Source organism: Allobosea sp. 2KB_26 (genome assembly GCF_052115715.1).
GTDB lineage: Bacteria > Pseudomonadota > Alphaproteobacteria > Rhizobiales > Beijerinckiaceae > Allobosea.
Window position 1 is genome coordinate 74,384 of sequence record NZ_JBFRHE010000001.1, and the last position, 21,836, is coordinate 96,219.

The 21,836-nt window shown below is 64.5% G+C and carries 21 protein-coding genes; 7 read left to right on the forward strand and 14 right to left on the reverse strand.

What is annotated here, in order from left to right; all coding sequences use genetic code 11:
* Positions 1-58: 58 nt before the first annotated feature.
* Positions 59-2,284, forward strand: coding sequence for a putative bifunctional diguanylate cyclase/phosphodiesterase (locus AB4099_RS00395; RefSeq protein ID WP_441476651.1), 2,226 nt, complete (start codon positions 59-61; stop codon positions 2,282-2,284).
* Positions 2,285-2,295: 11 nt separating this feature from the next.
* Here the strand turns inward: AB4099_RS00395 and AB4099_RS00400 are convergent, their stop codons facing one another.
* The 6 genes from AB4099_RS00400 to AB4099_RS00425 form a co-directional block, all read right to left on the reverse strand.
* Complete coding sequence (locus tag AB4099_RS00400) at positions 2,296-2,892, reverse strand: exopolysaccharide biosynthesis protein (RefSeq protein ID WP_113514166.1); 597 nt, start codon at positions 2,890-2,892, stop codon at positions 2,296-2,298.
* A 77-nt stretch (positions 2,893-2,969) separates the two neighbouring features.
* Positions 2,970-3,239, reverse strand: coding sequence for an usg protein (locus tag AB4099_RS00405; RefSeq protein WP_043237212.1), 270 nt, complete (start codon positions 3,237-3,239; stop codon positions 2,970-2,972).
* A gap of 353 nt (positions 3,240-3,592) precedes the next feature.
* Complete coding sequence (locus tag AB4099_RS00410) at positions 3,593-5,194, reverse strand: NTP transferase domain-containing protein (protein WP_441476652.1); 1,602 nt, start codon at positions 5,192-5,194, stop codon at positions 3,593-3,595.
* Positions 5,191-5,883: an XdhC family protein gene (locus tag AB4099_RS00415; RefSeq protein WP_113514162.1), complete on the reverse strand. Its 693-nt coding sequence runs from the start codon at positions 5,881-5,883 to the stop codon at positions 5,191-5,193. The genes AB4099_RS00410 and AB4099_RS00415 overlap by 4 nt, the downstream gene beginning before the upstream one ends.
* 3 nt (positions 5,884-5,886) lie before the next feature.
* A complete protein-coding gene (locus tag AB4099_RS00420; RefSeq protein WP_441476653.1) occupies positions 5,887-6,516 on the reverse strand; it encodes a LysE family translocator in 630 nt (209 codons plus the stop codon).
* Positions 6,516-6,839, reverse strand: a complete 324-nt coding sequence (locus AB4099_RS00425) for an XdhC family protein (protein ID WP_441476654.1) — start codon at positions 6,837-6,839, stop codon at positions 6,516-6,518. The genes AB4099_RS00420 and AB4099_RS00425 overlap by 1 nt, the downstream gene beginning before the upstream one ends.
* A 210-nt stretch (positions 6,840-7,049) precedes the next feature.
* Here AB4099_RS00425 and AB4099_RS00430 point away from each other — a divergent pair, with 210 nt between their 5' ends.
* Entirely contained in the window at positions 7,050-7,697 is a 648-nt protein-coding gene (locus AB4099_RS00430; protein ID WP_441476655.1) for an esterase/lipase family protein, read from the forward strand.
* Here AB4099_RS00430 and AB4099_RS00435 read toward each other — a convergent pair.
* The 4 genes from AB4099_RS00435 to AB4099_RS00450 form a co-directional block, all read right to left on the reverse strand.
* Positions 7,694-8,950, reverse strand: coding sequence for a vWA domain-containing protein (locus AB4099_RS00435; RefSeq protein ID WP_441476656.1), 1,257 nt, complete (start codon positions 8,948-8,950; stop codon positions 7,694-7,696). The genes AB4099_RS00430 and AB4099_RS00435 overlap by 4 nt on opposite strands.
* Positions 8,951-9,325, reverse strand: a complete 375-nt coding sequence (locus tag AB4099_RS00440; RefSeq protein ID WP_441476657.1) for a nuclear transport factor 2 family protein — start codon at positions 9,323-9,325, stop codon at positions 8,951-8,953.
* Positions 9,326-9,433: 108 nt separating this feature from the next.
* A complete protein-coding gene (locus tag AB4099_RS00445; RefSeq protein ID WP_441476658.1) occupies positions 9,434-10,342 on the reverse strand; it encodes an AAA family ATPase in 909 nt (302 codons plus the stop codon).
* Between the two features lie 30 nt (positions 10,343-10,372).
* Positions 10,373-10,756: a RidA family protein gene (locus tag AB4099_RS00450; RefSeq protein ID WP_441476659.1), complete on the reverse strand. Its 384-nt coding sequence runs from the start codon at positions 10,754-10,756 to the stop codon at positions 10,373-10,375.
* A gap of 751 nt (positions 10,757-11,507) precedes the next feature.
* Between AB4099_RS00450 and AB4099_RS00455 the strand changes: the two genes are divergently transcribed.
* Positions 11,508-12,341, forward strand: a complete 834-nt coding sequence (locus AB4099_RS00455) for a DUF4339 domain-containing protein (RefSeq protein ID WP_441476660.1) — start codon at positions 11,508-11,510, stop codon at positions 12,339-12,341.
* 266 nt (positions 12,342-12,607) lie between these two features.
* On the opposite strand, the gene AB4099_RS00460 is transcribed toward AB4099_RS00455, so the two are convergent.
* From AB4099_RS00460 to AB4099_RS00470, 3 genes are all read right to left on the reverse strand, one after another.
* Positions 12,608-13,411, reverse strand: a complete 804-nt coding sequence (locus AB4099_RS00460; RefSeq protein ID WP_113514146.1) for an FAD binding domain-containing protein — start codon at positions 13,409-13,411, stop codon at positions 12,608-12,610.
* 17 nt (positions 13,412-13,428) lie between these two features.
* Positions 13,429-15,792: a xanthine dehydrogenase family protein molybdopterin-binding subunit gene (locus tag AB4099_RS00465; protein ID WP_113514144.1), complete on the reverse strand. Its 2,364-nt coding sequence runs from the start codon at positions 15,790-15,792 to the stop codon at positions 13,429-13,431.
* An 84-nt stretch (positions 15,793-15,876) separates the two neighbouring features.
* Entirely contained in the window at positions 15,877-16,377 is a 501-nt protein-coding gene (locus tag AB4099_RS00470; RefSeq protein WP_113514142.1) for a (2Fe-2S)-binding protein, read from the reverse strand.
* Between the two features lie 358 nt (positions 16,378-16,735).
* Here AB4099_RS00470 and AB4099_RS00475 point away from each other — a divergent pair, with 358 nt between their 5' ends.
* On the forward strand, positions 16,736-18,079 hold the full coding sequence (locus tag AB4099_RS00475; protein WP_441476661.1) for a methyl-accepting chemotaxis protein: 1,344 nt from the start codon (positions 16,736-16,738) through the stop codon (positions 18,077-18,079).
* Positions 18,080-18,185: 106 nt separating this feature from the next.
* Here AB4099_RS00475 and AB4099_RS00480 read toward each other — a convergent pair whose 3' ends face one another.
* Complete coding sequence (locus AB4099_RS00480; protein WP_069880024.1) at positions 18,186-18,638, reverse strand: SRPBCC family protein; 453 nt, start codon at positions 18,636-18,638, stop codon at positions 18,186-18,188.
* 166 nt (positions 18,639-18,804) lie between these two features.
* On the opposite strand from AB4099_RS00480, the gene pcaB reads away from it, so the two are divergent.
* The 3 genes from pcaB to AB4099_RS00495 are packed head-to-tail and all read left to right on the forward strand — an operon-like array spanning position 18,805 to position 21,831.
* The gene (pcaB, locus tag AB4099_RS00485; RefSeq protein ID WP_113514137.1) at positions 18,805-20,169 is read left to right on the forward strand and encodes a 3-carboxy-cis,cis-muconate cycloisomerase; all 1,365 of its coding nucleotides are present in this window, start codon (positions 18,805-18,807) and stop codon (positions 20,167-20,169) included.
* A gap of 1 nt (position 20,170) precedes the next feature.
* Positions 20,171-21,430 (forward strand): aconitase X, encoded by a 1,260-nt coding sequence (locus AB4099_RS00490; RefSeq protein ID WP_441476662.1) that lies wholly within the window; start codon positions 20,171-20,173, stop codon positions 21,428-21,430.
* Positions 21,421-21,831: an aconitase X swivel domain-containing protein gene (locus AB4099_RS00495; RefSeq protein ID WP_441476663.1), complete on the forward strand. Its 411-nt coding sequence runs from the start codon at positions 21,421-21,423 to the stop codon at positions 21,829-21,831. Before AB4099_RS00490 ends, AB4099_RS00495 begins: the two co-directional genes overlap by 10 nt.
* The last annotated feature ends 5 nt before the right edge of the window (positions 21,832-21,836 follow it).

Here is a 21,836-nt window from a genome sequence, read left to right on the forward strand (position 1 = left end):
AACCGGATATCAAGAATCGGCTGCAAAGGTGCAGGTTCCGACGGTTCTGAGACCCTTGATGCATTCGCCCTCTGTCGCGAAGACGACCAACGCGGACTCCTCGGCGCGGATGCTCACCAGCACCGTGACGACGCTCGCGTGTGCCTTCTTGCTGGTCATGGCCGCAGCGATCACTGTCGTCCTGACGATTGCGCATAACGCGAATACCGTCGAAGCAACCCGCCAGCGCGACCGGATCGAGGCCGCAATGGAGAATCAGCTTCGGCTGCGGCGCCTGCGGCTGGAAAGCCTGGCGTCGACCGGCACGCTGCAAGCGGCCTTCCACCCGGCCATTCCGGGGGCAACACTCAGATGGGCCTTCACGAAACTGAGCCAGCGCTTCGAGGAGTTTGACGGCGTCTATCTCGTCACCAAGAGCGGTCGTGTCCTGGCTGGCGTCGAAAACAAGGCCGAAGCCTATCAGGCAGGTTACGAGGGTTTGCGCCTCTTCGATCCCAACCTCCCGAGCCCGTTGCAAAGGCCAGTGAACGACGACGCCACCGCTCGCGCAGGGTTCATGCCGGGCTTTCGTTCGAGCCTGATCTATGATGGCCACGAAGTTCTGGCCATTCTGACCGCCGATCTCGAGCAGCTTCTCAATCTCCATTTCCTGAAGGAGGACGCGCCGGTCAACCTGATCGGCTATCGGCGCGTGACGAGCACGATCCTGGACGAGATGGCCGTGCGCTATCGCATCAACGGCCTGCGCATCACCCGGACGATGCCCCCCAATCCCTTGGTCCGCCGCGACCTCGCGGCCCCCGACGGCATCACCAAGGCCTGGATGACCTGGACACCGGAGCGCCCCGGGGATGCCATGATCCGGCAGTTCATCTGGGCGTTGGCCGCAGCTGGGCTGATCTTCGCAGGCATCCTGCTCTATGCGATCCGGCGTCTGCGCGGAGCTGCCAATGAAATTCGGCTGCGCGAGGTGCAGATCCAGCGCCTTGCCGCGCAGGACGAGCTGTCGCTTCTGCCCAACCGTAGGACCTTCGATCTCAGGCTCGACCAGGAGCTTGCTCAGATCAGCCGGACCAAGACGGGATTGTCCGTGCTCCTGCTTGATCTCGATCGCTTCAAATCCGTCAACGATACCTATGGCCACAAGGCCGGCGACGAGTTGATCCGGCAAGTCGCCGAACGGCTCGCAGGCGTCATGCGGACCGGCGATACTGTCGCCCGCATCGGCGGCGACGAATTCGGCATCATCCAGACCAACCTGCACGATGCCAGCGGTAGCGCCGCACTGGGTGAGCGCATTCTCGAAGCGCTGACGCGACCTTTCAACCTGATGGGCATCGACACCGTGATCGGCTGCTCGATCGGCATCGCGCTCGCTCCCCAGGACGGGCACGACCGCGAGACGCTGCTCAGACTGGCCGATACAGCGCTCTACCAATCCAAGAACGAGGGCCGGAACCGCTACTCGTTCTTCGAGCCGCGCATGAACCGCGCTCTCCAGATGAAGCGCGTGGTCGAAGAAGACCTGCGCAAAGCCATAGCAAGGGATGAGCTGCAGCTGCATTTCCAGCCGCAGGTCTCGGTCGACGGGACCGTCATCACCGGTGTCGAGGCCCTCGTGCGGTGGCCACACCCGCTCCATGGTATGGTGCCGCCCTCGGAGTTCGTCGCTATCGCCGAGGAGCGCGGGCTGATCGTGCCGCTGAGCGAATGGGTGCTGCGCCGCGCCTGCCTCGAGGCAAAGCACTGGCCGGAGCTGAGGCTTGCCGTGAATGTCTCGCCGGTGCAGTTCCGGCACAAGGATTTCGTCCAGAACACGATCCGGATCATCGAAGAAACCGGGTTCGATCCGAGCCGTCTCGAGCTGGAGCTGACCGAAGGCGTCGTCGTCGAGGACGCCGACGCCGCCGAGGCCGCGCTGATGGATCTGCGCGCCTATGGTGTCGGCCTCGCGCTCGACGATTTCGGGATCGGCTATTCCAGCCTGATCTACTTGCGGCGCTTCGCGTTCGACAAGATCAAGATCGACCGGTCCTTCCTTGAGTATATGGAGACGACGGGCGAATCCGCGATCCTCGTCCATTCGATCGTGCATCTTGGGCGGGCTCTCGGCCTGCGGGTCTGCGCCGAGGGTGTCGAGACGCCCGAGCAACACCGCTTCCTGCAGGCGATCGGTTGCCACGAGCTGCAGGGCTTCCTGTTCTCCAAGGCGGTACCGCCTGAGGAGATCGAACGGCTGCGCACCCTCGATATGCCATTCGCCGCCAGCCTCGCTGCGGCCTGACGCGCCGACCATCAGATCAGTTCGGAGATCCCGCTGACTATCGCGTAGGCAAATCCCGCGCTCAGGACAAGGCCGCCAATACCGACCAGCGTCCCCGCGATGATGAACAGCCCGTCGCGCTCGACCAGCCCCAGCCCCACCAGGCAGACGGCAAGACCGAGCGGAATCTGCCCGATGAACGGTGCCGATACCACGAGGCCAAGCGCGAGGATCAAGATCAACAGGCCAAGGATCGGGATTGCGACCGTCCCTCCCAACATCGTCAGGCGTGGCCGCGAAATCCGTTCCAGCCGGACCAGCGGAGGCAGCGCACGCGACACGGCCTTCGCCAATTCCGGCTTGCCGATGGTCTTGTCGAGCAGCCCCTCGGGCAACCAGGGCATGGCGCGCCCGGCCAGCATCTGTGCCGCCACGAAGGCAAGCACGAGTCCGCAGACCAACGGAATCGGCGGTGGCATAGGCAAGCAGTTCGGCAGCCCGAGCAGGACCACGAGCAGTGCGTAGGTCCGATCCTTCAGAGCTGCGACGATGGTTCCGACGGGAATACGCTCACCGGGTAAGGTCGCGAGAGCCGTCAGCAGTCCGGATGTGCGCAAGGGCGATGACAAGCGTGATGGTCCGCCATTGGGGAGCTGCGACCTAGCACGCTCGCCCTTTGCCCAACAAGCGCCCTTGGCGCAGACGCTCAATGCAGCGTCAGCACGCCGTTCACGTTCACGATCTCGGCCGGCCTGAGCAGACGCGAATGGGCGACGACCACTGAATGCAGCGGTCCATCGAGTTCGCGACGCCAGAAGTCGAGGAAATCGCGGAGCACCGGAAAGCGCGGCGCCACATCATAATGCTGCCAGATGAAGGTCTGCAGCACGCTGGGATGATCCGGCATGCGATAGAGGATCGTCGCCGTGGTCAGTCCGTAGCCCTTGAGCTGCTTTATGAAGTCCTCTGATACCATCGCCCCCTCCCTCGTCGCGATGCGATGAAAGTGTAGCCGATTTCTTGAGGCTGCGCCTGTCTGGTTAACGAAAGCTTGCAAAACCGGTGCCACAACGAGCGAACATGGCTTGCTCCAGCGACAATCGTCGGATCGGGCTGTGCAAGCGGCACGCGCCGGATGGCCCCTCCGGCAAGGTCCGGAATCAGATTCACCCCAGGGGTGGCGGTCTCGGGAGGCCCGCATAGCATACCAACGAGGTCACGATGTCGAAGGGAGCCTATCCCGAGACATGCGCTTCACGGCTCCGCGCGCTGCATCCGCGCCACGACGCGGATAGCTCATGGCCGCTTCCAGCCAAGTCCGCCTAGTCTCTATCCCGTGAGTGCTTTGAGTGCCTCGGGCGTATCGACATCAATCGCAATCGCGGGGTCGTCAAGCGGTACCTCCACGACCGACTCTCCGGCGGCGTCCAGCAGGCGGCGAGCTCCCTGGTCGCCCGAGAGCCGCTCCACCGCCGGGAAAAGCGCACGCGACAACAACGCCGGGTTGCCGCGCTGCCCGAACAGCGTTGGCACCACGGCGAGAGCGTCGGGCCGGTCAGCGAAAGCCTCTGCCAGCCGATTGATCACCTGCGGGGTCACGTTCGGCATATCGCCAAGCGAGACCACCGCACCAGGGACATCCTCCGGCAAAGCCCTGAGCCCGGCGCGGACCGAGCTGGAGAGGCCGGCCGCGAAATCGGGATTGTCCACGAATGCGACATCGAGCCCTGCGAGCGCCGCCCTGACCTCGGCCGCCTGATGCCCAGTGACCACCAATACCGGCGCAGCGCAGGAAGCGAGCTGCGCCTTCACAGCATGACGAATGAGAGGCTCGCCACGTACCGTCTGCAGCAGCTTGTTGCGCTCTCCCATCCGGGTCGAGCGCCCGGCCGCGAGCACAAGTCCGGCAACGGGTGCCGCAGCCTGATGACCGGGTGCACGCGGCTGCGGCCGCGTGACGATCTCCATCAGCAGGCCGCCCACCCCCATCTTCTGCATGTCCGCACGGGTCACGGGAACACCGGCAAGAGCGCGCTGCAGCACCCAGTCGAAACCATTCTCCTTGGGCGAACGGGCGCAGCCCGGCGCGCCGATCACCAGCTTGCCGTCGAGTTCGCCGAGCAGCAGCAGATTGCCGGGGTCGACCGGCATGCCGAGATGTTCGATGCGGCCGCCTGCCTCCAGCAGCGCCAGCGGGATCACGTCCCGGCGGTCGGTGATGGCCGATGCGCCAAAGACGACGACGATATCGGCCGGTCCCGCCACCGCCCTGCGGATGGATTCCGCGAGCGGCCCCGATTGATGCGGCACACGCTCGTCCGATTCGACCCTTGCACCTGCCGGAGCAAGACGCTCCGCCATTACCCGCAGCGTCTTGTCGACCACCGAAGGCTTGAGACCGGGCAGCAATGTCGAAACCACGGCCACCGATTTGAGCTGGTATTCGGTGACCGCGATCGGGCGGATCGCTCCGATCCGCCCGATCGCGTCGTCGACGCACTGGCCTGGGACGCCATAGGGAATGATCTTCACGGTCGCGACCATTTCGCCTGCAACGACCGCCTTGAGGGCAGGCAGTGTCGCGACGGTGATAGCCTCGTCGATCGTGTTGAAGGCGTCGAGCGCCTGCACGTCGAGCTTCAGGACACCGGCAGCCGCAGCAAAGAGATTGACCCTGCCGGTAAAGGGAGCCTCGGTCACCACGCCGGGCCCGGCGAGTGCCCTGGCAAGACGCTCGGCTGCCACATTCTCATCGACATCGCCGGCTTCGAGCCGGACTGCGACCAGTTCGGAGACGCCGGCTCCCGCCAGGCGGCGCGCATCATCCTCCGTGATCGTCGCCCCCTTGCGGACGATGACCTCGCCTGCCCGCACCGAATGCGCCGCAACGGAGCCGACGGCATCGGCGATAGCGACCGGACCGAATTTCATGAGAGTGCCCTGCGCGGGCCCCGCAGTGTCATCACGATCTCCCCCAGAATGGCGAGCGCGATCTCGGACGGAGAGACCGCGCCGATGTCCAGGCCGATCGGCGCATGGATGCGTGCCAGCGTCGCCTCATCGAAGCCTGCCGCCGTCAGGCGCTCGATGCGCCTGCCATGCGTCTTCCGGCTGCCCAGCGCCCCGATATAGAAGCAGTCCGAGCGCAAGGCCGCCTCCAGCCCGGGATCGTCGATTTTCGGATCGTGGGTCAGGGCGACGAAGGCGGTATAGCTATCGAGGCCGAGCTGCTTGATCGCTTCATCCGGCCACTCCGGCAGCAGCGTCACGTCGGGAAAGCGTTCGGGCGTAGCAAAGGCGGTCCGCGGATCGATGATGGCGACATCGAGATCCAGCAGTTTCGCCATCGGCGCCATCGCCTGCGAGATATGCACCGCACCGGTGACCACGACGCGCGGCGGAGGCACCTGCACGGTCAGGAAGTAACGTGTCCCCTCCGTCTCGACCGTACCGCTCTTGCCGGTACGCAATTGCTTGTCGAGCAGGCCAGCCAGCGGATCGGTCGCGAGATCGGCCTCCCCTACCAGCCTTTGAGCGCCGCTGCCGATATCAGTGACCAGCACTGCGGCACGGCGGGCGGCGCGCTCGACATTGAGCGCGGAGAGCAGCGAAAGATCCATGCCTCAGCCCCTGTCGGTCGCAAGTTTGACGCCGAGACCTATCATCAGAGAACCACCGAGCCAGCGGCCGAAGGCAAATCCGGCCTTGGTCTTCTTCATCGTCTTGACGACCGCCGATGCTCCCAACACCGTCACGAAATCGGCCGAGGAGAAGGCGAAGTTCACGATCGTGCCGAGGATCAGGAACTGCGCCCAGACCGGCAGGGACGCCGCGGGGTCGACGAACTGCGGCAACAACGCGATGAAGAACAGCGCCACCTTGGGGTTCAGGACCTCGACGATGAAGGAATCGAGCAACGCGCGTTTCACGGTCTTGGGCTGGGAGACATCGACATCCGTTCCGCCGAGTCTGGAGCGGATCATGCCGATGCCAAGCCAGACCAGATAGAGCGCGCCGGCGAGCTTCACCGCGACATAGAGTTCAGGCACATGCTTGAACACGGCCGAGAGACCGAAGGCAGCCGCGATGACATGCAGATAGCAGCCGAGATGGATGCCCAGCATCGCCATGAAGCCGGCGCGGCGGCCGTGCGAGATCGTCTGCGCCGCCGTATAAAGCAGCGCCGGGCCAGGGAAATAAGCGACAGCGATCGTCAACACCGCAAAGGCGGCGAGTGTTTCCCAGGAAGCCATCATTGCACCTTCTCGACATAGACCCGAATGCGACCGCCGCAGGAGAGACCGACCTTCCAGGCCGTCTCGTCCGCGACGCCGAACTCAAGCGTGCGCGCCTGTCCATCGGCGATGACGTCGGCAGCCTCTTCCACCACGGCCCCCTCGACGCAGCCTCCCGAGACAGAGCCGAGGAAATTGCCCTCTTCGTCGATGACAAGGTGCGAGCCCACCGGGCGGGGGGCGGAGCCCCAGGTCTCGATCACAGTGGCAAGCGCCACGCCGCGCCCGGCCTTGGCCCAACTCTCGGCCGTGGCGAGAATATCGGTGTCGGTACTGATCATGGCTATCGATCCCTGTTCGGCCCGCGGCGCCGGAGCGCAGTTTAGACGCACCGCATCATACGCGCGAGCGGGCCGCGAGCCCCGCCTACTTAAGCATAGTCGCCGCAGGTTTCGAGCATGCGGCGGGCACCCGGATGGCGAAAACACGTGCCCCTCCTCGACCTACGGTAACGATCCCTCTATCCAGCGCGCAGTGAGGCACGGCGGCCCATGGACGGCATCGTTCTACTGCACGGCATTGCGCGGCGCTCCGGATCGCTCTCGGGGCTCGAACGCATTCTGAAGGCCGATGGCTACGGGACACTGAACCTCGACTATCCCGCGCGTAGCAGCGGCCTCGACGACATTGCCTCGCAACTGCATGAGCCGATCGCGCGCTTCAGCGGCGGGCTCGACGGCCGACTGCATTTCGTCACTCATTCGATGGGAGGGCTAGTGGCGCGCTCCTATATCACCCGCCACCGCCCAGAACGGCTCGGCCATGTCGTGATGCTGGCGCCCCCCAACGAGGGCAGCGAGATCGCCGATCTGCTGAAGGGAAACCCGCTCTATCGCGCGTTCTTCGGTCCGGCCGGCGCGGAGCTGGTTACGGCAAGGCCGGAGCAGTTGCTCCGCATCCTCGGCCCAGTCGACTATCCGCTCGGCGTGATCGCTGGCGACCGCTCGTTCTATCCACTCTCGTCCCTGCTATTGCCGCGGCCAAATGACGGCCGGGTCTCGGTTGTGCGCACCCGCGCCACCGGGATGAGCGATCACATCACGCTCCACGCGACACATCCACTGATCATGCACAACCGCGAGGCGATCGAGCAGACGCGGCACTTCCTACAGCATGGCCGCTTCAGCAGACCCGCCTAGCCCGCCTTCTTCAACCACAGGCGTGGATCACTTCTCCGGTCTGCGTCCGGCGAGAGTGCGGCGCAGAGATCGGCCATCGCTGCGAGGTTGTGAATCGGCCTGAACGAATCGACATGCGGCAGCATCGCCCGGATGCCGCTGGCCCGCGCCTGAAATGCATCGAAGCGCAGCAGCGGATTGAGCCAGACGAGCTGGCGGCAGGAGCGGTGCAGCCGGTCCATCTCGAAGGCGAGTTCGCCATCGAGATGTCGTTCCAGCCCGTCGGTGAAAAGCAGCACGATCGCCCCACCCGAAAGCACGCGCCGCGACCAGACGCGGTTGAAGCTGTGCAGGGCATCGGCAATGCGGGTGCCCCCCTCCCAGTCCGGTGCTGCCCTGCCGGCAAGCGCCAGCGCCTCGTCAGGGTCCCGCGCCCTCAGGCTCCGCGTGACGTTGGTCAAGCGCGTGCCGAAGACGAAGGAATGCACGCGTCGGCGCTTCTCCGTGATGGCGTGCAGGAAATGCAGGAAGATGCGCGAGTACTCTGCCATCGAGCCCGAGATATCGACGAGCGCGACCACAGGGGGATGTATCTCGGCGCGCTCGCGAAATGCGAGGTCGATCGAGCCGCCTCCGCCCCTGAGCGAGCGCCGGAAGGTGCGGCGCGGGTCGATGCGCGCGCCGACATGCGATGCCTGGAAGCGCCGCGTCGGCACGGTGTCCCGCGGCAGGCGCAGCTCGGACATCAGCTGCTTGGCCTTGGCGATCTCCGCCGCGCTCATCTGGGCGAAGTCGCGCGACTTCAGCATTTCGCGATCGGAGACGGTCAGGCGCGCCGAAAGCTCGGTCAGTTCGACCGGGGGTTCGTCATGCTCGTCTCGCGGCGGAGCAAATGCTTCAGCGACCCGCAGCGCACCCGCTTCGGCCTTCTCCGGCAGACTATCCGCGCCCGGAGAGACGGGGGACATTTGCGCCATGATCTTCTCGATCAGATTGCGCCGCCGCCAGAACAGGCGAAAGGCCTGATCGTAGATCACGCTGTCCTCGTGCCGCTTCACGAAGATCGCATGCAGCGCCCAGTAAACGTCGTCGCGTGCACCGAGCGCACCATCCGCCAACGCCTCGACGGCCTCGACCACCGCCCCCGCACCAACGGGCACACCCGCGATGCGAAGCGCCCGCGCGAAATAGACGATGTTCTCAGGCAGCTTGCCGGTCACGAGGTTCTCACCGTCATGGTAGACGCGGATCGCCGGCCAGGGCTTGCCGCGCAATCACGCTGCGGCCTCGGTCATGAAGACCTTTTGCGCAATGATCCATTTGCCATCGACTTTCACGAAGGAGAGCAGATCCGTGAAATAGCGCGGCGGCATCTGGCATTTTACCTTCACCAGAGCCAGGGCCGGGCCCACGAGATCGATGGTCAGGATATGGTCGCTGCGCTCCATCCCAGCAGCCTTCGGAGACTGGCGATTGCGCACGGCCTCGAACCACTCGGCGCGCGGCACGATCTTCAGTTCGCCGTGGAGCGACTGGGTCAGTGCGCTTGTCGGATGAAAGATCTGGCTCAGCTTGCCGACATCGCCCTCATAGAGCCCGTCGAGATAAGTCCAGGTCGCGGCTTCGATCGCCTTGATGTCGTCGTTCATCGCTTGCTCCATCATGCGCGGGCCGGTCCCGCGCATCCACCTGCTGCGACGCGAATGAGAGGAAAGACCTGGGTCGGTACACAAGGCCTGTCCTCACGGCAGGCGCGCCTATCCCCGCGCTTCCGCCTTCACCTGATCCAGCAGTTCCTTCACCTTCGAGCCCTGCATCGCCTGGATGTCGTCCTGGTATTTGAGCAGCGCCCCCAGCGTGTCTGAGACGATCGCGGGGTCAAGCGCGACCGCGTCGAGTTCGACCAGCGCACTTGCCCAATCGAGCGTCTCGGCGACGCCCGGCGCCTTGAACAGCTCCTCCTTGCGGATCGCCTGCACGAAGGCGACGACCTGCTTTGCCAGCTTGGCCGGGGCCTCCGGTGCGCGCGCTTTCAGGATGGCAAGCTCGCGAGCCGTGTCGGGGTAGCCGACCCAGTGGTAGAGGCAACGGCGCTTCAACGCGTCGTGGATCTCGCGTGTACGGTTCGAGGTCAGGATCACGATCGGCGGCTCCGCCGCCTTGATCGTGCCAAGCTCGGGAATCGTCACCTGCGCGTCGGCCAGCACCTCGAGCAGGAAGGCCTCGAAGGCCTCGTCGGTGCGGTCGAGTTCGTCGATCAGCAGGATTGGCGCTCCGCCTTCCTGCGGCTCCAGCGCCTGCAGGAGCGGGCGCTTGACCAGATAGCGCTCCGAGAAGATGTCGGCTTCGAGTCGGGCACGATCCCCCGCAGCGCCACCCGCCTCCGCGAGACGGATCGCCATCATCTGGCCCGCATAGTTCCACTCATAGACTGCGGAGGCGAGATCGAGCCCCTCATAGCATTGCAGCCGGATCAGGCGCCGCCCGAGCGCGGCCGCCAGCACCTTGGCAATCTCGGTCTTCCCCGTGCCGGCCTCGCCCTCCAGCAGCAGCGGTCGCTTCATGCGCAGAGCCAGATAGAGCACAGTCGCCAGCGCCCGATCGGCGACATAGCCCTGCGATTGCAGGAGGGAGAGCGTGGCGTCGATGGAACCGGGAGTTTTCAAGGGCTTCTCGCGACAAAAGAACAGAGCCGGTCAGGCGGCAGCTATGGCCTCGATCTCGAGAAGCCAAGCCTCGTCGAAGATCCCAGCGATGACGACGGAGAGCGCAACCTTCCGGTCGCCGAGGATCTCCTTGCGCGACTGCCGGCTCTCCGCGGCATAGCGGCGATCGGATAGAAAGGTCGTGACCTTGACGAGGTTGTCGAGCGTCATGCCGGCAGCGTGCAACTGGGCCTCGATATTGCGCCAGACCAACCGTGACTGCTCGGCGAAGCTCTCCGGCACCGTTCCATCGCGCGTGCTCGGAATCTGCCCGCTGATGTAGAGTTGTCGGCTCGCGCCGGAAACCAGCAGAGCCTGCGCATAGCCGCCGGCTGCTTCAGGCGCCTCGGGCGCCGTGATGACCATCTTGTCCATGTTCTGCTCGCAACCAGCCAAAATCCACCCAGTGCGGGGCAATTTCGTTTGTCGGCTCGTCCTACCATGAGTCGCCGCGCCGCACCTAACCATCTGATCTTTTAGCGGAATTTTTCAGTTCGCGTCCATGGTTGTCGATAGTCATCCACCGGCACCGCGGGAACTCGCAGAACAGGACGGAAACGAGAATGGCTCCACGGCTTGGCAGCAGCCTTCTCGAAACCCGGACCTAGCGAATGAAACTGGAGCAACATAGGAAGCCATACTTCCCACCGCCGCGCCGGGCATCTGCGTCGGCTACCGGCGCACCGCCAGCTGTCCCGGATCGTGGATTGCACGCTTCGCCGACGGCGCCGGCGCAAAGGTTTTGACGTTCTGGCAAAGCTGCGAGAAGGCGAAGCGACTGGCGTGCAGACACCAGAGCACAGTCGCCGAACTGCAGCTGACCGGGAGCGAAGCCGCAAGAATAGTGGTGGGTTTCCCTTGCGTTCTCCGCCATGCAGGCCAGCCTCGCCGACAAGCCGCACCGAAGAAAGGCGGTCACGTTTCAACACCGAGCGCTCAATTCCGACCCGGATCGACTAGCCCGCCCCCCTCCAACGAGATCGCGGACAACGTCAGCGGCGCGACGAAGCCGGTTCGGCCGCGCGTGTTGCATAACTACTCAGTGCCAACGACCGCACTCCAAGCATCTCCCGCCCTGACAAAGCCTCCTCCCGGTGTGTAGACTGAGTTGCAGGGGGGATAGTGTATGGTTGAAGAAGAGGCGATTTGGCATGTGTTCGTCGGTGGTGCACAGCACGGCCCACTGACCAAGGCCCAAGTTTTTGAATCCCTGAGTAGCGATGCACTCGTCGGAAGCGGCCTGGTCTGGCGTCCCGGTTTTACGGGCTGGAAGTCGGTCAGCGAGGTCAACGATTTCTCGCAGCCACCGCCGCAAATGACTGCTGAGCTAAAAGTCCCAGTACCGTCGCAAAACCTCGTAGATCAGCCCGCTAAGACAGATGCGCCATTGGTAGGCAAGAAGTGGAGCCTTTGGAAAAGCGCCAGCATCGGGCTTCTCGTTAGTGCCTTGACCCTTCTCATGCAGGTCGCCAACGGCCGAGGATTCGAACTCGCGAGTTATGCCCACACTGGCAGCGCCGCGACGATTGGCGCTTTGATTGGTCAAACTCTTGCAGCACCACTGATTTTTTCTTTAGTCGCTGCAGTGCGAAATCTTTTTCACAGGCGGCAGTCAAGATCGAGCGCGAGTGCTGTTAAGTGGGCACTCACTTTCGCGGCGCTTCTTACGGGAATTCTTGCAGCTCTGTTTGTCTACGGAGAGCTCTTCTTCTCCAGCACCGAAAAAATCAGTGGAGCGGCACGAAATAGCACTGTCGCTGATATACACGGGACCTGCGTCCAGAGGCAACGCTCGATCAGCCAAGCTGCGACCGAAGCACAGATCCAAAGCTACTGCACCTGCGTTAGCGAGAAGTTGGCCGACAGCACCACGTACAGACACCTTGGGACCAAGCTTGACGCCAGCGCCCTTGCCGATCTGCGGCAAAGGGCTGAGGCAGTGGGTGCCGCATGTCGTTGACCCATTCCCCGCCCGCATTCGGGACCTAAGTCCGTCTCGCGAGACGGACTTAGCGCTTCATCGCGGTTCCGATGACGCGCCCGCAGGAAACGCTGGAGGTCGTCGCGCCTTGTGTGTTGGTCGAGGCAGACCCGGTCGTCCTGCCTTGCGAGTTGCAGAACGTGGTTCAGCCTTTGCTGTCGGTTGCGGATCTCCCAACGATCCGCTCGGAGCTGGAATCCTCCCCTGTGTGGGGGAGGATTCCGTCGCAGGTCAATCGGCTTCGGCTATTTGCCCGTCGCCCTGGCAACTGCTTCCCGTGCCATCACGCCAATCAGATGGGCCCGATACTCGGCATCGGCATGCATGTCGGCATTGATGCCCTTGGCCGTGTGCTTGATGCCATCGAGAGATTTCGCAGCGAACCGGGCCTTCAGAGCGGCCTCGGCCTCCGGCCAGCGGAAAACGCCGCCTTCGCCGGCGCCCGTCACCGCGACACTGACCTCCGAGCCCCGCTTGGCCACGAAGACGCCGACCAGCGCATAGCGGGAAGCCGGGTTGCGGAACTTGGCGTAGCCTGCCTTCGACACCAGCGGGAAGGAGATCCTGACGACAATCTCGCCCTCCTCCAGCGCCGTCTCGTAGAGGCCGGTGAAGAACTCTTCGGCCGTGAGCTTGCGCTTGTTGGTGACAATGGTGGCGCCGAGCGCCATGAGCGCCGCCGGATAATCCGCCGCCGGGTCGTTATTGGCGACAGAGCCGCCAATCGTGCCGCGATGGCGCACATGCGGGTCGCCAATATGCGAGGCGAGATAGGCCAGCGATGGGATCGCCTCCCGGACGACAGCCGAGTCCGCCACTTCGGCATGGGTCGTCATCGCACCGATGACGACATTGCGCCCCTTGCGCTCGATGCCCCTGAGATCGGCGCAACCGCCGAGATCGACGAGGTGTGTCGGCGACGCGAGGCGCTGCTTCATGGTCGGCAGCAGGGTGTGCCCGCCGGCCAGCAGCTTGGCATCCTCCTTCTTGGCGAGGAGGCCAGCGGCCTGGCGGGCCGTGGCCGGGCGATGATAGGTGAAAGCGTACATCGTGTTGTCCTTTCAGATCACTCGGCGGCCATTCGCTTGATGCTCTTCTGCGCTGCGCGCCAGACCACCTGCGGCGTTGCCGGCATGGTGACCTCCTCATGGCCGAGCGCATCGGTGATGGCGTTGATCACGGCCGGCGGCGAGGCAATCGCGCCCGCCTCGCCGCAGCCCTTGATGCCCAGCGGGTTGGACGGGCACGGCGTCACAGTCATGCCGACATCGAAGGACGGCAGATCGTCCGCACGCGGCATGCAGTAATCCATGAAGCTCGCAGTCACGAGCTGGCCGTCCTGATTGTAGCGCGCCCCTTCGAGCAGCGCCTGGCCGACGCCCTGGGCAATGCCGCCATGGACCTGGCCCTCGACGATCATCGGGTTGATCACGATGCCGAAATCGTCGACGGCCGCCCAGCGCTCGATCCTGGTGATGCCGGTCTCGGGATCGATCTCGACCTCGCAGATATGGACACCGGCCGGGAAGGTGAAGTTCGTCGGATCGTAGAACGCGCCTTCCTTCAGCCCCGGCTCGAGATCCTGCCCATTGAACTTGTGGGCGATGTAAGCCTGCAGCGCACAGGAGCCGAAATCGAGCGTCTTGTCCGTGCCCTTCACGTGGAAGTTGCCATCCTTGAAATCGATATCGGCCTCGTCCGCCTCGAGCACATAGGCCGCGACCTTCTTGCCCTTGGCGATGACCTTGTCGACAGCCTTGGCGATCGCGGACATGCCGACCGCGCCCGAACGGGAGCCGTAGGTACCCATGCCCATCTGCACCTTGTCGGTGTCGCCATGGATGATCGAGACATTCTCGATCGGGATGCCGAGCCGGTCGCTGACGAGCTGGGCAAAGGTCGTCTCATGGCCCTGGCCGTGGCTGTGCGAGCCGGTCAGCACCTCGACGGTCCCAACGGGGTTGACCCGCACCTCCGCCGATTCCCACAGGCCGACGCCAGCCCCCAGCGAGCCGACCGCAGCCGACGGTGCGATACCGCAGGCCTCGATATAGGAGGAGAAGCCGATGCCACGCAGCTTGCCGTTGCGGGCCGAGTCGCGCTTGCGCTTGGCGAGCCCCTTGTAGTCGATGATCTCCAGCGCCTTCTTCATCGAGGCGGCATAGTTGCCGGTGTCATACATCATGATCACCGGCGTCTGATGCGGGAACTTCTTGATGTAGTTCTGCATCCGGAACTTGGCTGGATCCTTGCCGAGTTCGCGCGCCGCAATCTCGACCAGGCGCTCGACCACGAAGGTCGCCTCCGGCCGGCCGGCGCCTCGATAGGCATCGACCGGAGCCGTGTTGGTGTAGACCGCATCGACCTCGCAATAGATCGCCGGGATATCGTACTGGCCCGACAGCAACGGGGCGTAGAGATAGGTCGGAACCGAGGACGAGAAGGTCGAAAGGTAGGCGCCGAGATTGGCCGTCGTCTTCACCCGCATGCCGATCATCTTGCCATCAGCGTCGGTCGCGAGCTCGGCATGGGTGACATGGTCGCGCCCATGCGCGTCGGAGAGGAAGGCCTCGGTACGGTCCGAGGTCCATTTCACCGGCCGGCCCACCTTCTTCGCAGCCCAGACGCAAACCGTCTCCTCGGCATAGATGAAGATCTTGGAGCCGAAACCGCCGCCGACATCCGGCGCGACGACACGCAGCTTGTTCTCCGGCGCAATGCCGATGAAGGCGGAAAGGACGAGCCGCGCAACATGCGGGTTCTGGCTGGTGGTGTAGAGCGTGAAGGCGCCCTCGCCCTGGTCGTAATCGCCGACGGCCGCGCGCGGCTCCATCGGGTTCGGCACCAGGCGGTTATTGACGAGATCGAGCTTCGTGACGTGCTTGGCCGCCTTGAACGCCTTTTCGGTCGCAGCCTTATCGCCGAGATGCCAGTTAAAGACCGTGTTGTCGGCAGACTCGGCATGGACCTGGGTCTTCGAGCTCGCAGCACTCGCCGTGTCGACCACCGCCGGCAGCACGCCGTAATCGACGCTGATCGCCTCGGCCGCGTCCCTGGCCTGCGCCAGTGTCTCGGCCACCACGACCGCGACATGGTCGCCGACATAGCGGACCTTGCCCTGCGCCAGCGCCGGGTGCGAGCCGGCCCGCATCGGCGAACCGTCCTTGTTATGGATCATCCAGCCACAGATCAGCCCACCGATCTTATCGGCGGCAAGATCCTCGCCCGTGTAGATCCCAAGCACGCCGGGCATTGTCGCCGCGGCCTTCGCGTCGATCCTGTTGAGCGTGGCATGGGCATGCGGCGAACGCAGGAAATAGGCGTAGGTCTGGCCCGGCCTGTTGATGTCGTCGGTGTAGCGGCCCTGGCCGGTGATGAAACGGTGATCTTCCTTGCGGCGGACAGCGGCGCCGATTCCGGTTGCGGACATGGTGTTCCCTCCTCGCACAGCGCCTCTGGCGGACGCCTCATGGCTTGAGAACCGGCCTGCGCGGGAGCGCGCCGGCCGAAGGCGTTACTCGGCAGCCTTGCGCGTCGGCGTCGCCGCCTTGCCCATCGCCTCCGCCCCGGCAGCGATCGCCTTGACGATGTTGTGGTAGCCCGTGCACCGACAGATATTGCCATCGAGATCATCACGGATCGTCGCTTCATCGAGCGAATGGCCACGACGGCTCACCATATCGACCGCAGCCATGATCATGCCTGGAGTGCAGTAGCCGCATTGCAGGCCGTGATGCTCGCGAAATGCCTCCTGCATCGGATGCAGCACGCCGTTCACGGCGAGCCCTTCGATCGTCGTCACCGTGGCGCCATCGACCGAAAGAGCAAGCGTCGTACAGGACTTCACGGCTTTGCCGTCGAGATGGACGACACAGGCACCGCACTGGCTGGTGTCGCAGCCGACATGCGTACCGGTCAGCCGTAGGTTCTCGCGCAGGAGCTGCACCAGCAGGGTGCGAGGATCAACATTCGCGGTGACGGCCTTGCCGTTCACCGTCAACGAAACCGTGGCCATGAGCACATCTCCTGGGACCCTACGTCCGGCGCCCGGCCAGTGACCCTCCCAGCCACTGAAATCCGGAGCCGGAGCCGTTCGCGAAACCTCTAGCCTCATCAGGCAGTTTTTTCTTGGAACAGCTCGAAACGGAATGTGGACCCGGGATTTTGCGCGGTCAAGCGCGATGGCGACAAGATGAAGCGGCGATTTTGCGGGCTTTGAGTGCTGTTTTCGCCAAGCATCAACGCTGCACTGCAGCAAACGTACGTGTACGAAAACGCGCGCGAGAACGGCCTGCATTCGCAGAATGTTAACGCCGGAGATCCCAGCTTTGCTGATCGCTATCGAAGCTTTGCTCGGGATCATGAACGTGTCGGTGTCGACCATCTCTGATCAAATCCAGCGGCGCCTGCGCGCCATCGGCTTCGACGAGGCCCAGCGCGAGCGCCTGCGAAGCTATCGCCCCATTGTGGACCGTGTGATTGAGGGCCTCGTTGCCAAGGATTTTGCCCGTGCCTTCGTGATCCATGCGCCCCTGCGCAGCACGGTAGAGCCCGTCGCCGAAACGCTCTATCCGGCCGAAGCCGCACATTTCAAGCAACTGTTCGATGGAGAGTTCGGCGAAGCCTATTGCAATTCGATCGAGCGCTTATGTGTGCTGGAGCGCGTGGCCAAGGTCGGTCCACGCCCGCGGGTCTCGATCGCCTTCGCATTGTACCAGGCGATCTCGGTCGCCAGCCGTTGGCGCCTTGTCCTGTCGCCGAAGAAGGTGGGCCGCGATCTCTACATCATCGAGCGGATCCTGACCTACGACATCAATACCGCAATCACGATCGATCAGCAGATCGAGGCGGGCGAGGCCGAACGGCGCGGACAGGCCCTCGACAACGCCGCTGCGCTGATGAAGTCCCGCATCGGTCAGCTCGATACGACGATCAGCAGCGCGGTCGAACAGTTCGTCTCGACCTCGTTCGAGACGACCGAAGCCACCACCTTCATCAAGAATCAGATTGGTAGTCTCGCCCACGCCTCCGCCCTCGTGCGCGAAAAAGCGATCCAGACGGCGGCCGCCACAGAAGAGATGTCGGCCAATATCGCCGAGATCGGGCACCGCGCCCGGCAAAGCCTCGCGATTGCCAATCGGGCCGTCGACGACGCGGAGGCGATGAATTCGGCCATCGCAAGGCTGCGCGAGGTCACCGGCAGCATCGGCACCGTAGTCGGGCTCATCGCCGATATCGCGGCACAGACCAATCTGCTCGCGCTGAACGCCACCATCGAGGCCGCACGCGCCGGGGAGGCTGGCCGCGGCTTCGCGGTCGTCGCCTCCGAAGTGAAATCGCTGGCGACCCAGACCGCCAGCGCGACGCAGGATATTGCCCGGCAGATCGCCGAACTGGCCGCCAGTGCCGAGGTCTGCGGCGTCCGCTCTGCGTCGATCGGCAAGACGATTGGCGAGATCAGGGGCGATTCCGAAGCGATCTCGGATGCCGTCGCCCAGCAAAGCTTCGTCACGACCAGCATCGCCCGCGATGCGGCCGAGGTCGCAAACAGCTCCGACGAAGCTATCGCCAGCGCGACCGCCGTCAATGACGGCCTTGCCACAACGGCAAGAGCGCTCGAACGTGCCAACACAGCCGCGTCAGACATCGCGCTCCAGATCGGAGCGGCTGAAGCGACCGTCAGCGAGGCTCTCGCGTCGCTGCGCAAGGCCTCGTAGATCACCGAACCGGACAGTGTATCCGGTTCGGTGATCTAACCTCCTGCGTTTGCATCGGATTTCCCGGGAACCGCATCCACGTTTCGGGCCGATGCTTTGGGCGCGCTCAGCCCTCGCTGACCGCCTTGGCGAAATTCGCAAAGAACTCGTCGGCAAGCTTCTTCGAGACCGAATCGATCAGTCGGGAACCAAGCTGCATCAGCTTGCCGCCGACCTGCGCCTCGACCTCGTAACTCAGCAATGTCTGCCCTGCTTCCGCGTCACTGAGCACGACCTTGGCGCCGCCCTTGGCGAATCCGGCGATCCCGCCCTCGCCCTCGCCCGCGATCCGGTAGCCATTCGGCGGATCGAGATCGGCAAGCTCGACCTTGCCGCGGAAGGTCGCCTTCACCGGCCCGAGCTTGACCTTCACCACCGCCGAGAAATGCGTATCGTCGTCCTTGGTAAGCTGTTCGCAGCCGGGAATGCAGGCCTTCAGCACCTCGGCATCGTTGAGCTTTGCCCAGACCACATCCTTGCTGGCGGGTAAGGTGACCTCGCCATTCATCGTCATCGCCACGGCGTCACTCCTCCATCTTGGCTGCGCCGAACGGCCCATGTTGCGGGCGAGCGCGCCTCGGGTCTATCCAAGGACCCATTGGCCTATCCTTGATCGGAAAGCGCCAGCCTAGACAAGGGGAGCGAGCCTGCATTGCGCCACGCATTTCCGAACACGCGGAGCCGCCATGACTGACCTGCCCGGTCTCTATGGCGAGCTCTTCGCCGATCACGAGATGGCAAGCCTGTTCGAAGACCGGGCACTTCTGCAAGGCATGCTGGATTTCGAGGCCGCGCTCGCTCGCGCCGAAGCGGCCGCCGACGTCATCCCCGCGGCCGCGGCCGACGTGATTGCGGCGGCCTGCAAGGCCGAGCTTTATGACATCGGCGCCATCGGCAGGGCCGCGACTCTTGCAGGCAACCCCGCAATCCCGCTGGTCAAGGAATTGACCGCCCACGTCGCTGCGGTCGATCCGGAAGCGGCCAAATGGGTGCATTATGGCGCAACCAGCCAGGACGTGATCGATTCCGGCCAGGCCCAGCAATATCGCACGGCCTACCGGCTGATCCTCCGGCGCTCCGCCCGTCTCGCCCACGCCCTCGCCGAACTGACGAAGCGCCATCGAAACACTCCGATGATCGGGCGCACCTTCCTCCAGCATGCCGTGCCGATCAGCTTCGGCGTCAAGGTGGCGCAGTGGCTTGGGCCGATCGTTCGCTTCCACGACGATTTCATGATCTACGGCCAGGCTTCGCATCAGTTGGGCGGAGCAGCCGGGACCCTGGCCTCGCTCGGCGACAAGGCTGAAGCCGTGCTCCAGAACTTCTCCAGGACGATGCCGGCGATCGGCGCGGTGCTGACGCCCTGGCACACGGAGCGGCACCGGCCGGCGCGGATCGCGGCCGAGCTTGGCATCGTCATGGGGCATCTCGGCAAGATCGCGCAGGACACGGCGCTGATGGCGCAGACCGAAATCGGCGAACTGGCCGAGCCGGAAGCGCCCGGCAAGGGCGGCTCCTCCGCCATGCCGCACAAGCGCAACCCGGTGCTGTGCACCCTGATCCTCGCCGGAGCGAAGCGCGCTCCGGGGCTGGTCTCGACCATGCTCGCGGCGATGCCGCAGGAGCACGAGCGCGCCATGGGCGGCTGGCATGCCGAATGGCGCACGCTTGCCGAACTCTTCATCATCGCCGGTACGGCACTCCATCAAAGTGTGGCGCTGATCGAGGGCCTGCAGGTCTTTCCGGAACGGATGCGGCAGAATCTCGAGCTCACCCACGGCCTGGTCATGGCCGAACGGGTTTCGCTCGCGCTCGCAGCGTCGATCGGCCGGGCCGAGGCGCATCACCTGCTCGAGGAGGCAAGCCGCGACTGCGTGGCCAGCGGCAGGCATCTCAAGTCCATTCTCGCCGAGCATCCGGCGCTCGCCGGCCGCCTTCGTGAAAGCGAACTCGACATCTTGTTCGATCCCGCGACCTATCGCGGAGCGAGCGACTGCATCATCGACCGGATACTCGCGCTCTACGAAGAAGAGCGCGAGTATATGGACTGACATGCTGCAACTGACCGACGAAGAACGGGCGATTGCCTCCGGCGCGCGAGGCGGCGGCTCAGCGATGGCCTTGCGTATCGTCGCCGAAGCCGCTCGCCTGATGGGTGCGCGGAGGTTGATACCCGTTGCCTCGGCCCATATCGACGGCGCGCTCTACCACGGCGATTCCGGCACGCTCTTCGCGGAGAAGCTGGTCGAGGGCGGCGCCAGGGTCGCTGTGCGGGCGACGCTGAATGTCGGCTCCCTCGCCCCCGCCGGCTGTGCCGCGATCCGCCTCGCCGCGCATCAGCGCGATATGGCGGCCCGCATGATGCGCGCCTATGAGGCGATGGGCTGCGAACCGAGCTGGACCTGTGCGCCCTACCAGGCCGGACACCGCCCCGCACAGGGCAGCGACGTTGCCTGGGGCGAGTCGAACGCCGTCGTCTTCTGCAACTCGGTGCTGGGCGCGCGCACCAACCGCTATGGCGATTTCCTCGACATCGCCTGCGCGATTGCCGGGCGCGCCCCGGATTACGGCCTCCACCGCGCCGAGAACCGCGTCGCGGAGTTGCTGCTCGACGTCGGAGGGCTCTCGAAGGAGCTGCGCCGGTCGGATGTGTTCTATCCCGTGCTCGGCACCTTTCTTGGACGCGCAGCCGGGAGCACGGTCGTCGTCATCGAGGGGCTTCAGGATTGTACCACCGAGGACCGTCTCAAGGCGCTCGGTGCGGCTGCTGCCTCGGCCGGAGGCGTCGGCTTGTTTCATGTCGCCGGTGTCACGCCCGAAGCTCCTGATCTCGCCACGGCACTCGGGGACCGCCCCCCGAAACACCGCATCGTGCTGACGCATCAGGAGATGCAGGCGACCCTTGCGCGGCTCTCCACGGCAGGCGCCACCGACCGTATCGACGCAGTCGCGATCGGCTCGCCACACCTTTCCCTGAAGGAGATGGGTGAGCTGGAAAACCTGCTCGCGGACCGCACGCTCTCTCGCCCGCTTTACGCCAATACCGGTCGCCACGTGCTCCAACCTCTGGAAGCGCAGGGGCGCCGCAAGCGCCTCGAAGCCGCCGGCGTCATCTTCGTCGTCGATACCTGCGTGGTGGTGACGCCGATCCTGCCCGAGATCGAAGGCGCGGTGCTGATGACGAACTCCGGCAAGTTCGCGCAATATGCACCGGGCAATACCGGCTACGCCGTGACCTACGGCTCGCTCTCCGAATGCGTCGAGAGTGCCGTCGCCGGTCGCCTCGTCAGGGAGCCCAGGACATGGTCTTGAAGGGCGAAATCCTGATCCCCGGCGGCAACGTGAAGGGCGAGTGCCTGGCGCTCAGCGCAGCAATCAGCTTCTGGGGCGGCGTCGATCCGCGCACGGGCATGATCATTGATGCGCGCCATCCCGAGCGAGACCGCAACATCGCTGGCACTGTGCTCGCCCTGCCCGGCACGATCGGTTCGTCCTCTGCCTCGGCCGTGCTGCTCGAACTCGTCCATGCCGGCAGGGCTCCCGCGGCGATCCTGATGGATGCGCCCGATGCGATCCTGCTGCTCGGCCTCGTTGTCGCGCGCGAAATGGGTTGGCCGACGCCTCCGGCTCTGCGGCTACCGGCATCGCAGCAAGCGGCGCTTGCAGGTAAGACGCTTCTGATCAACAGCGATGGCGATATCGCGGTACAATAGGCCAG

Excerpts from the sequence above, each read along its gene's own strand:
- AB4099_RS00495 (WP_441476663.1), top strand. The coding sequence starts at position 21,421 with ATGGTCTTGAAGGGCGAAATCCTGATCCCCGGCGGCAACGTGAAGGGC.
- AB4099_RS00415 (WP_113514162.1), bottom strand. The coding sequence starts at position 5,883 with ATGGATCTTTCGCTGCTCTCCGCGCTCAATGTCGAGCGCGCCGCCCGC.
- AB4099_RS00450 (WP_441476659.1), bottom strand. The coding sequence starts at position 10,756 with ATGGACAAGATGGTCATCACGGCGCCCGAGGCGCCTGAAGCAGCCGGC.
- AB4099_RS00440 (WP_441476657.1), bottom strand. The coding sequence starts at position 9,325 with ATGAACGACGACATCAAGGCGATCGAAGCCGCGACCTGGACTTATCTC.
- AB4099_RS00425 (WP_441476654.1), bottom strand. The coding sequence starts at position 6,839 with ATGATCAGTACCGACACCGATATTCTCGCCACGGCCGAGAGTTGGGCC.
- pcaB (WP_113514137.1), top strand. The coding sequence starts at position 18,805 with ATGACTGACCTGCCCGGTCTCTATGGCGAGCTCTTCGCCGATCACGAG.
- AB4099_RS00395 (WP_441476651.1), top strand. The coding sequence starts at position 59 with ATGCATTCGCCCTCTGTCGCGAAGACGACCAACGCGGACTCCTCGGCG.
- AB4099_RS00465 (WP_113514144.1), bottom strand. The coding sequence starts at position 15,792 with ATGTCCGCAACCGGAATCGGCGCCGCTGTCCGCCGCAAGGAAGATCAC.
- AB4099_RS00430 (WP_441476655.1), top strand. The coding sequence starts at position 7,050 with ATGGACGGCATCGTTCTACTGCACGGCATTGCGCGGCGCTCCGGATCG.
- AB4099_RS00460 (WP_113514146.1), bottom strand. The coding sequence starts at position 13,411 with ATGTACGCTTTCACCTATCATCGCCCGGCCACGGCCCGCCAGGCCGCT.
- AB4099_RS00420 (WP_441476653.1), bottom strand. The coding sequence starts at position 6,516 with ATGGCTTCCTGGGAAACACTCGCCGCCTTTGCGGTGTTGACGATCGCT.
- AB4099_RS00405 (WP_043237212.1), bottom strand. The coding sequence starts at position 3,239 with ATGGTATCAGAGGACTTCATAAAGCAGCTCAAGGGCTACGGACTGACC.
- AB4099_RS00410 (WP_441476652.1), bottom strand. The coding sequence starts at position 5,194 with ATGAAATTCGGTCCGGTCGCTATCGCCGATGCCGTCGGCTCCGTTGCG.
- AB4099_RS00470 (WP_113514142.1), bottom strand. The coding sequence starts at position 16,377 with ATGGCCACGGTTTCGTTGACGGTGAACGGCAAGGCCGTCACCGCGAAT.
- AB4099_RS00455 (WP_441476660.1), top strand. The coding sequence starts at position 11,508 with ATGGTTGAAGAAGAGGCGATTTGGCATGTGTTCGTCGGTGGTGCACAG.
- AB4099_RS00490 (WP_441476662.1), top strand. The coding sequence starts at position 20,171 with ATGCTGCAACTGACCGACGAAGAACGGGCGATTGCCTCCGGCGCGCGA.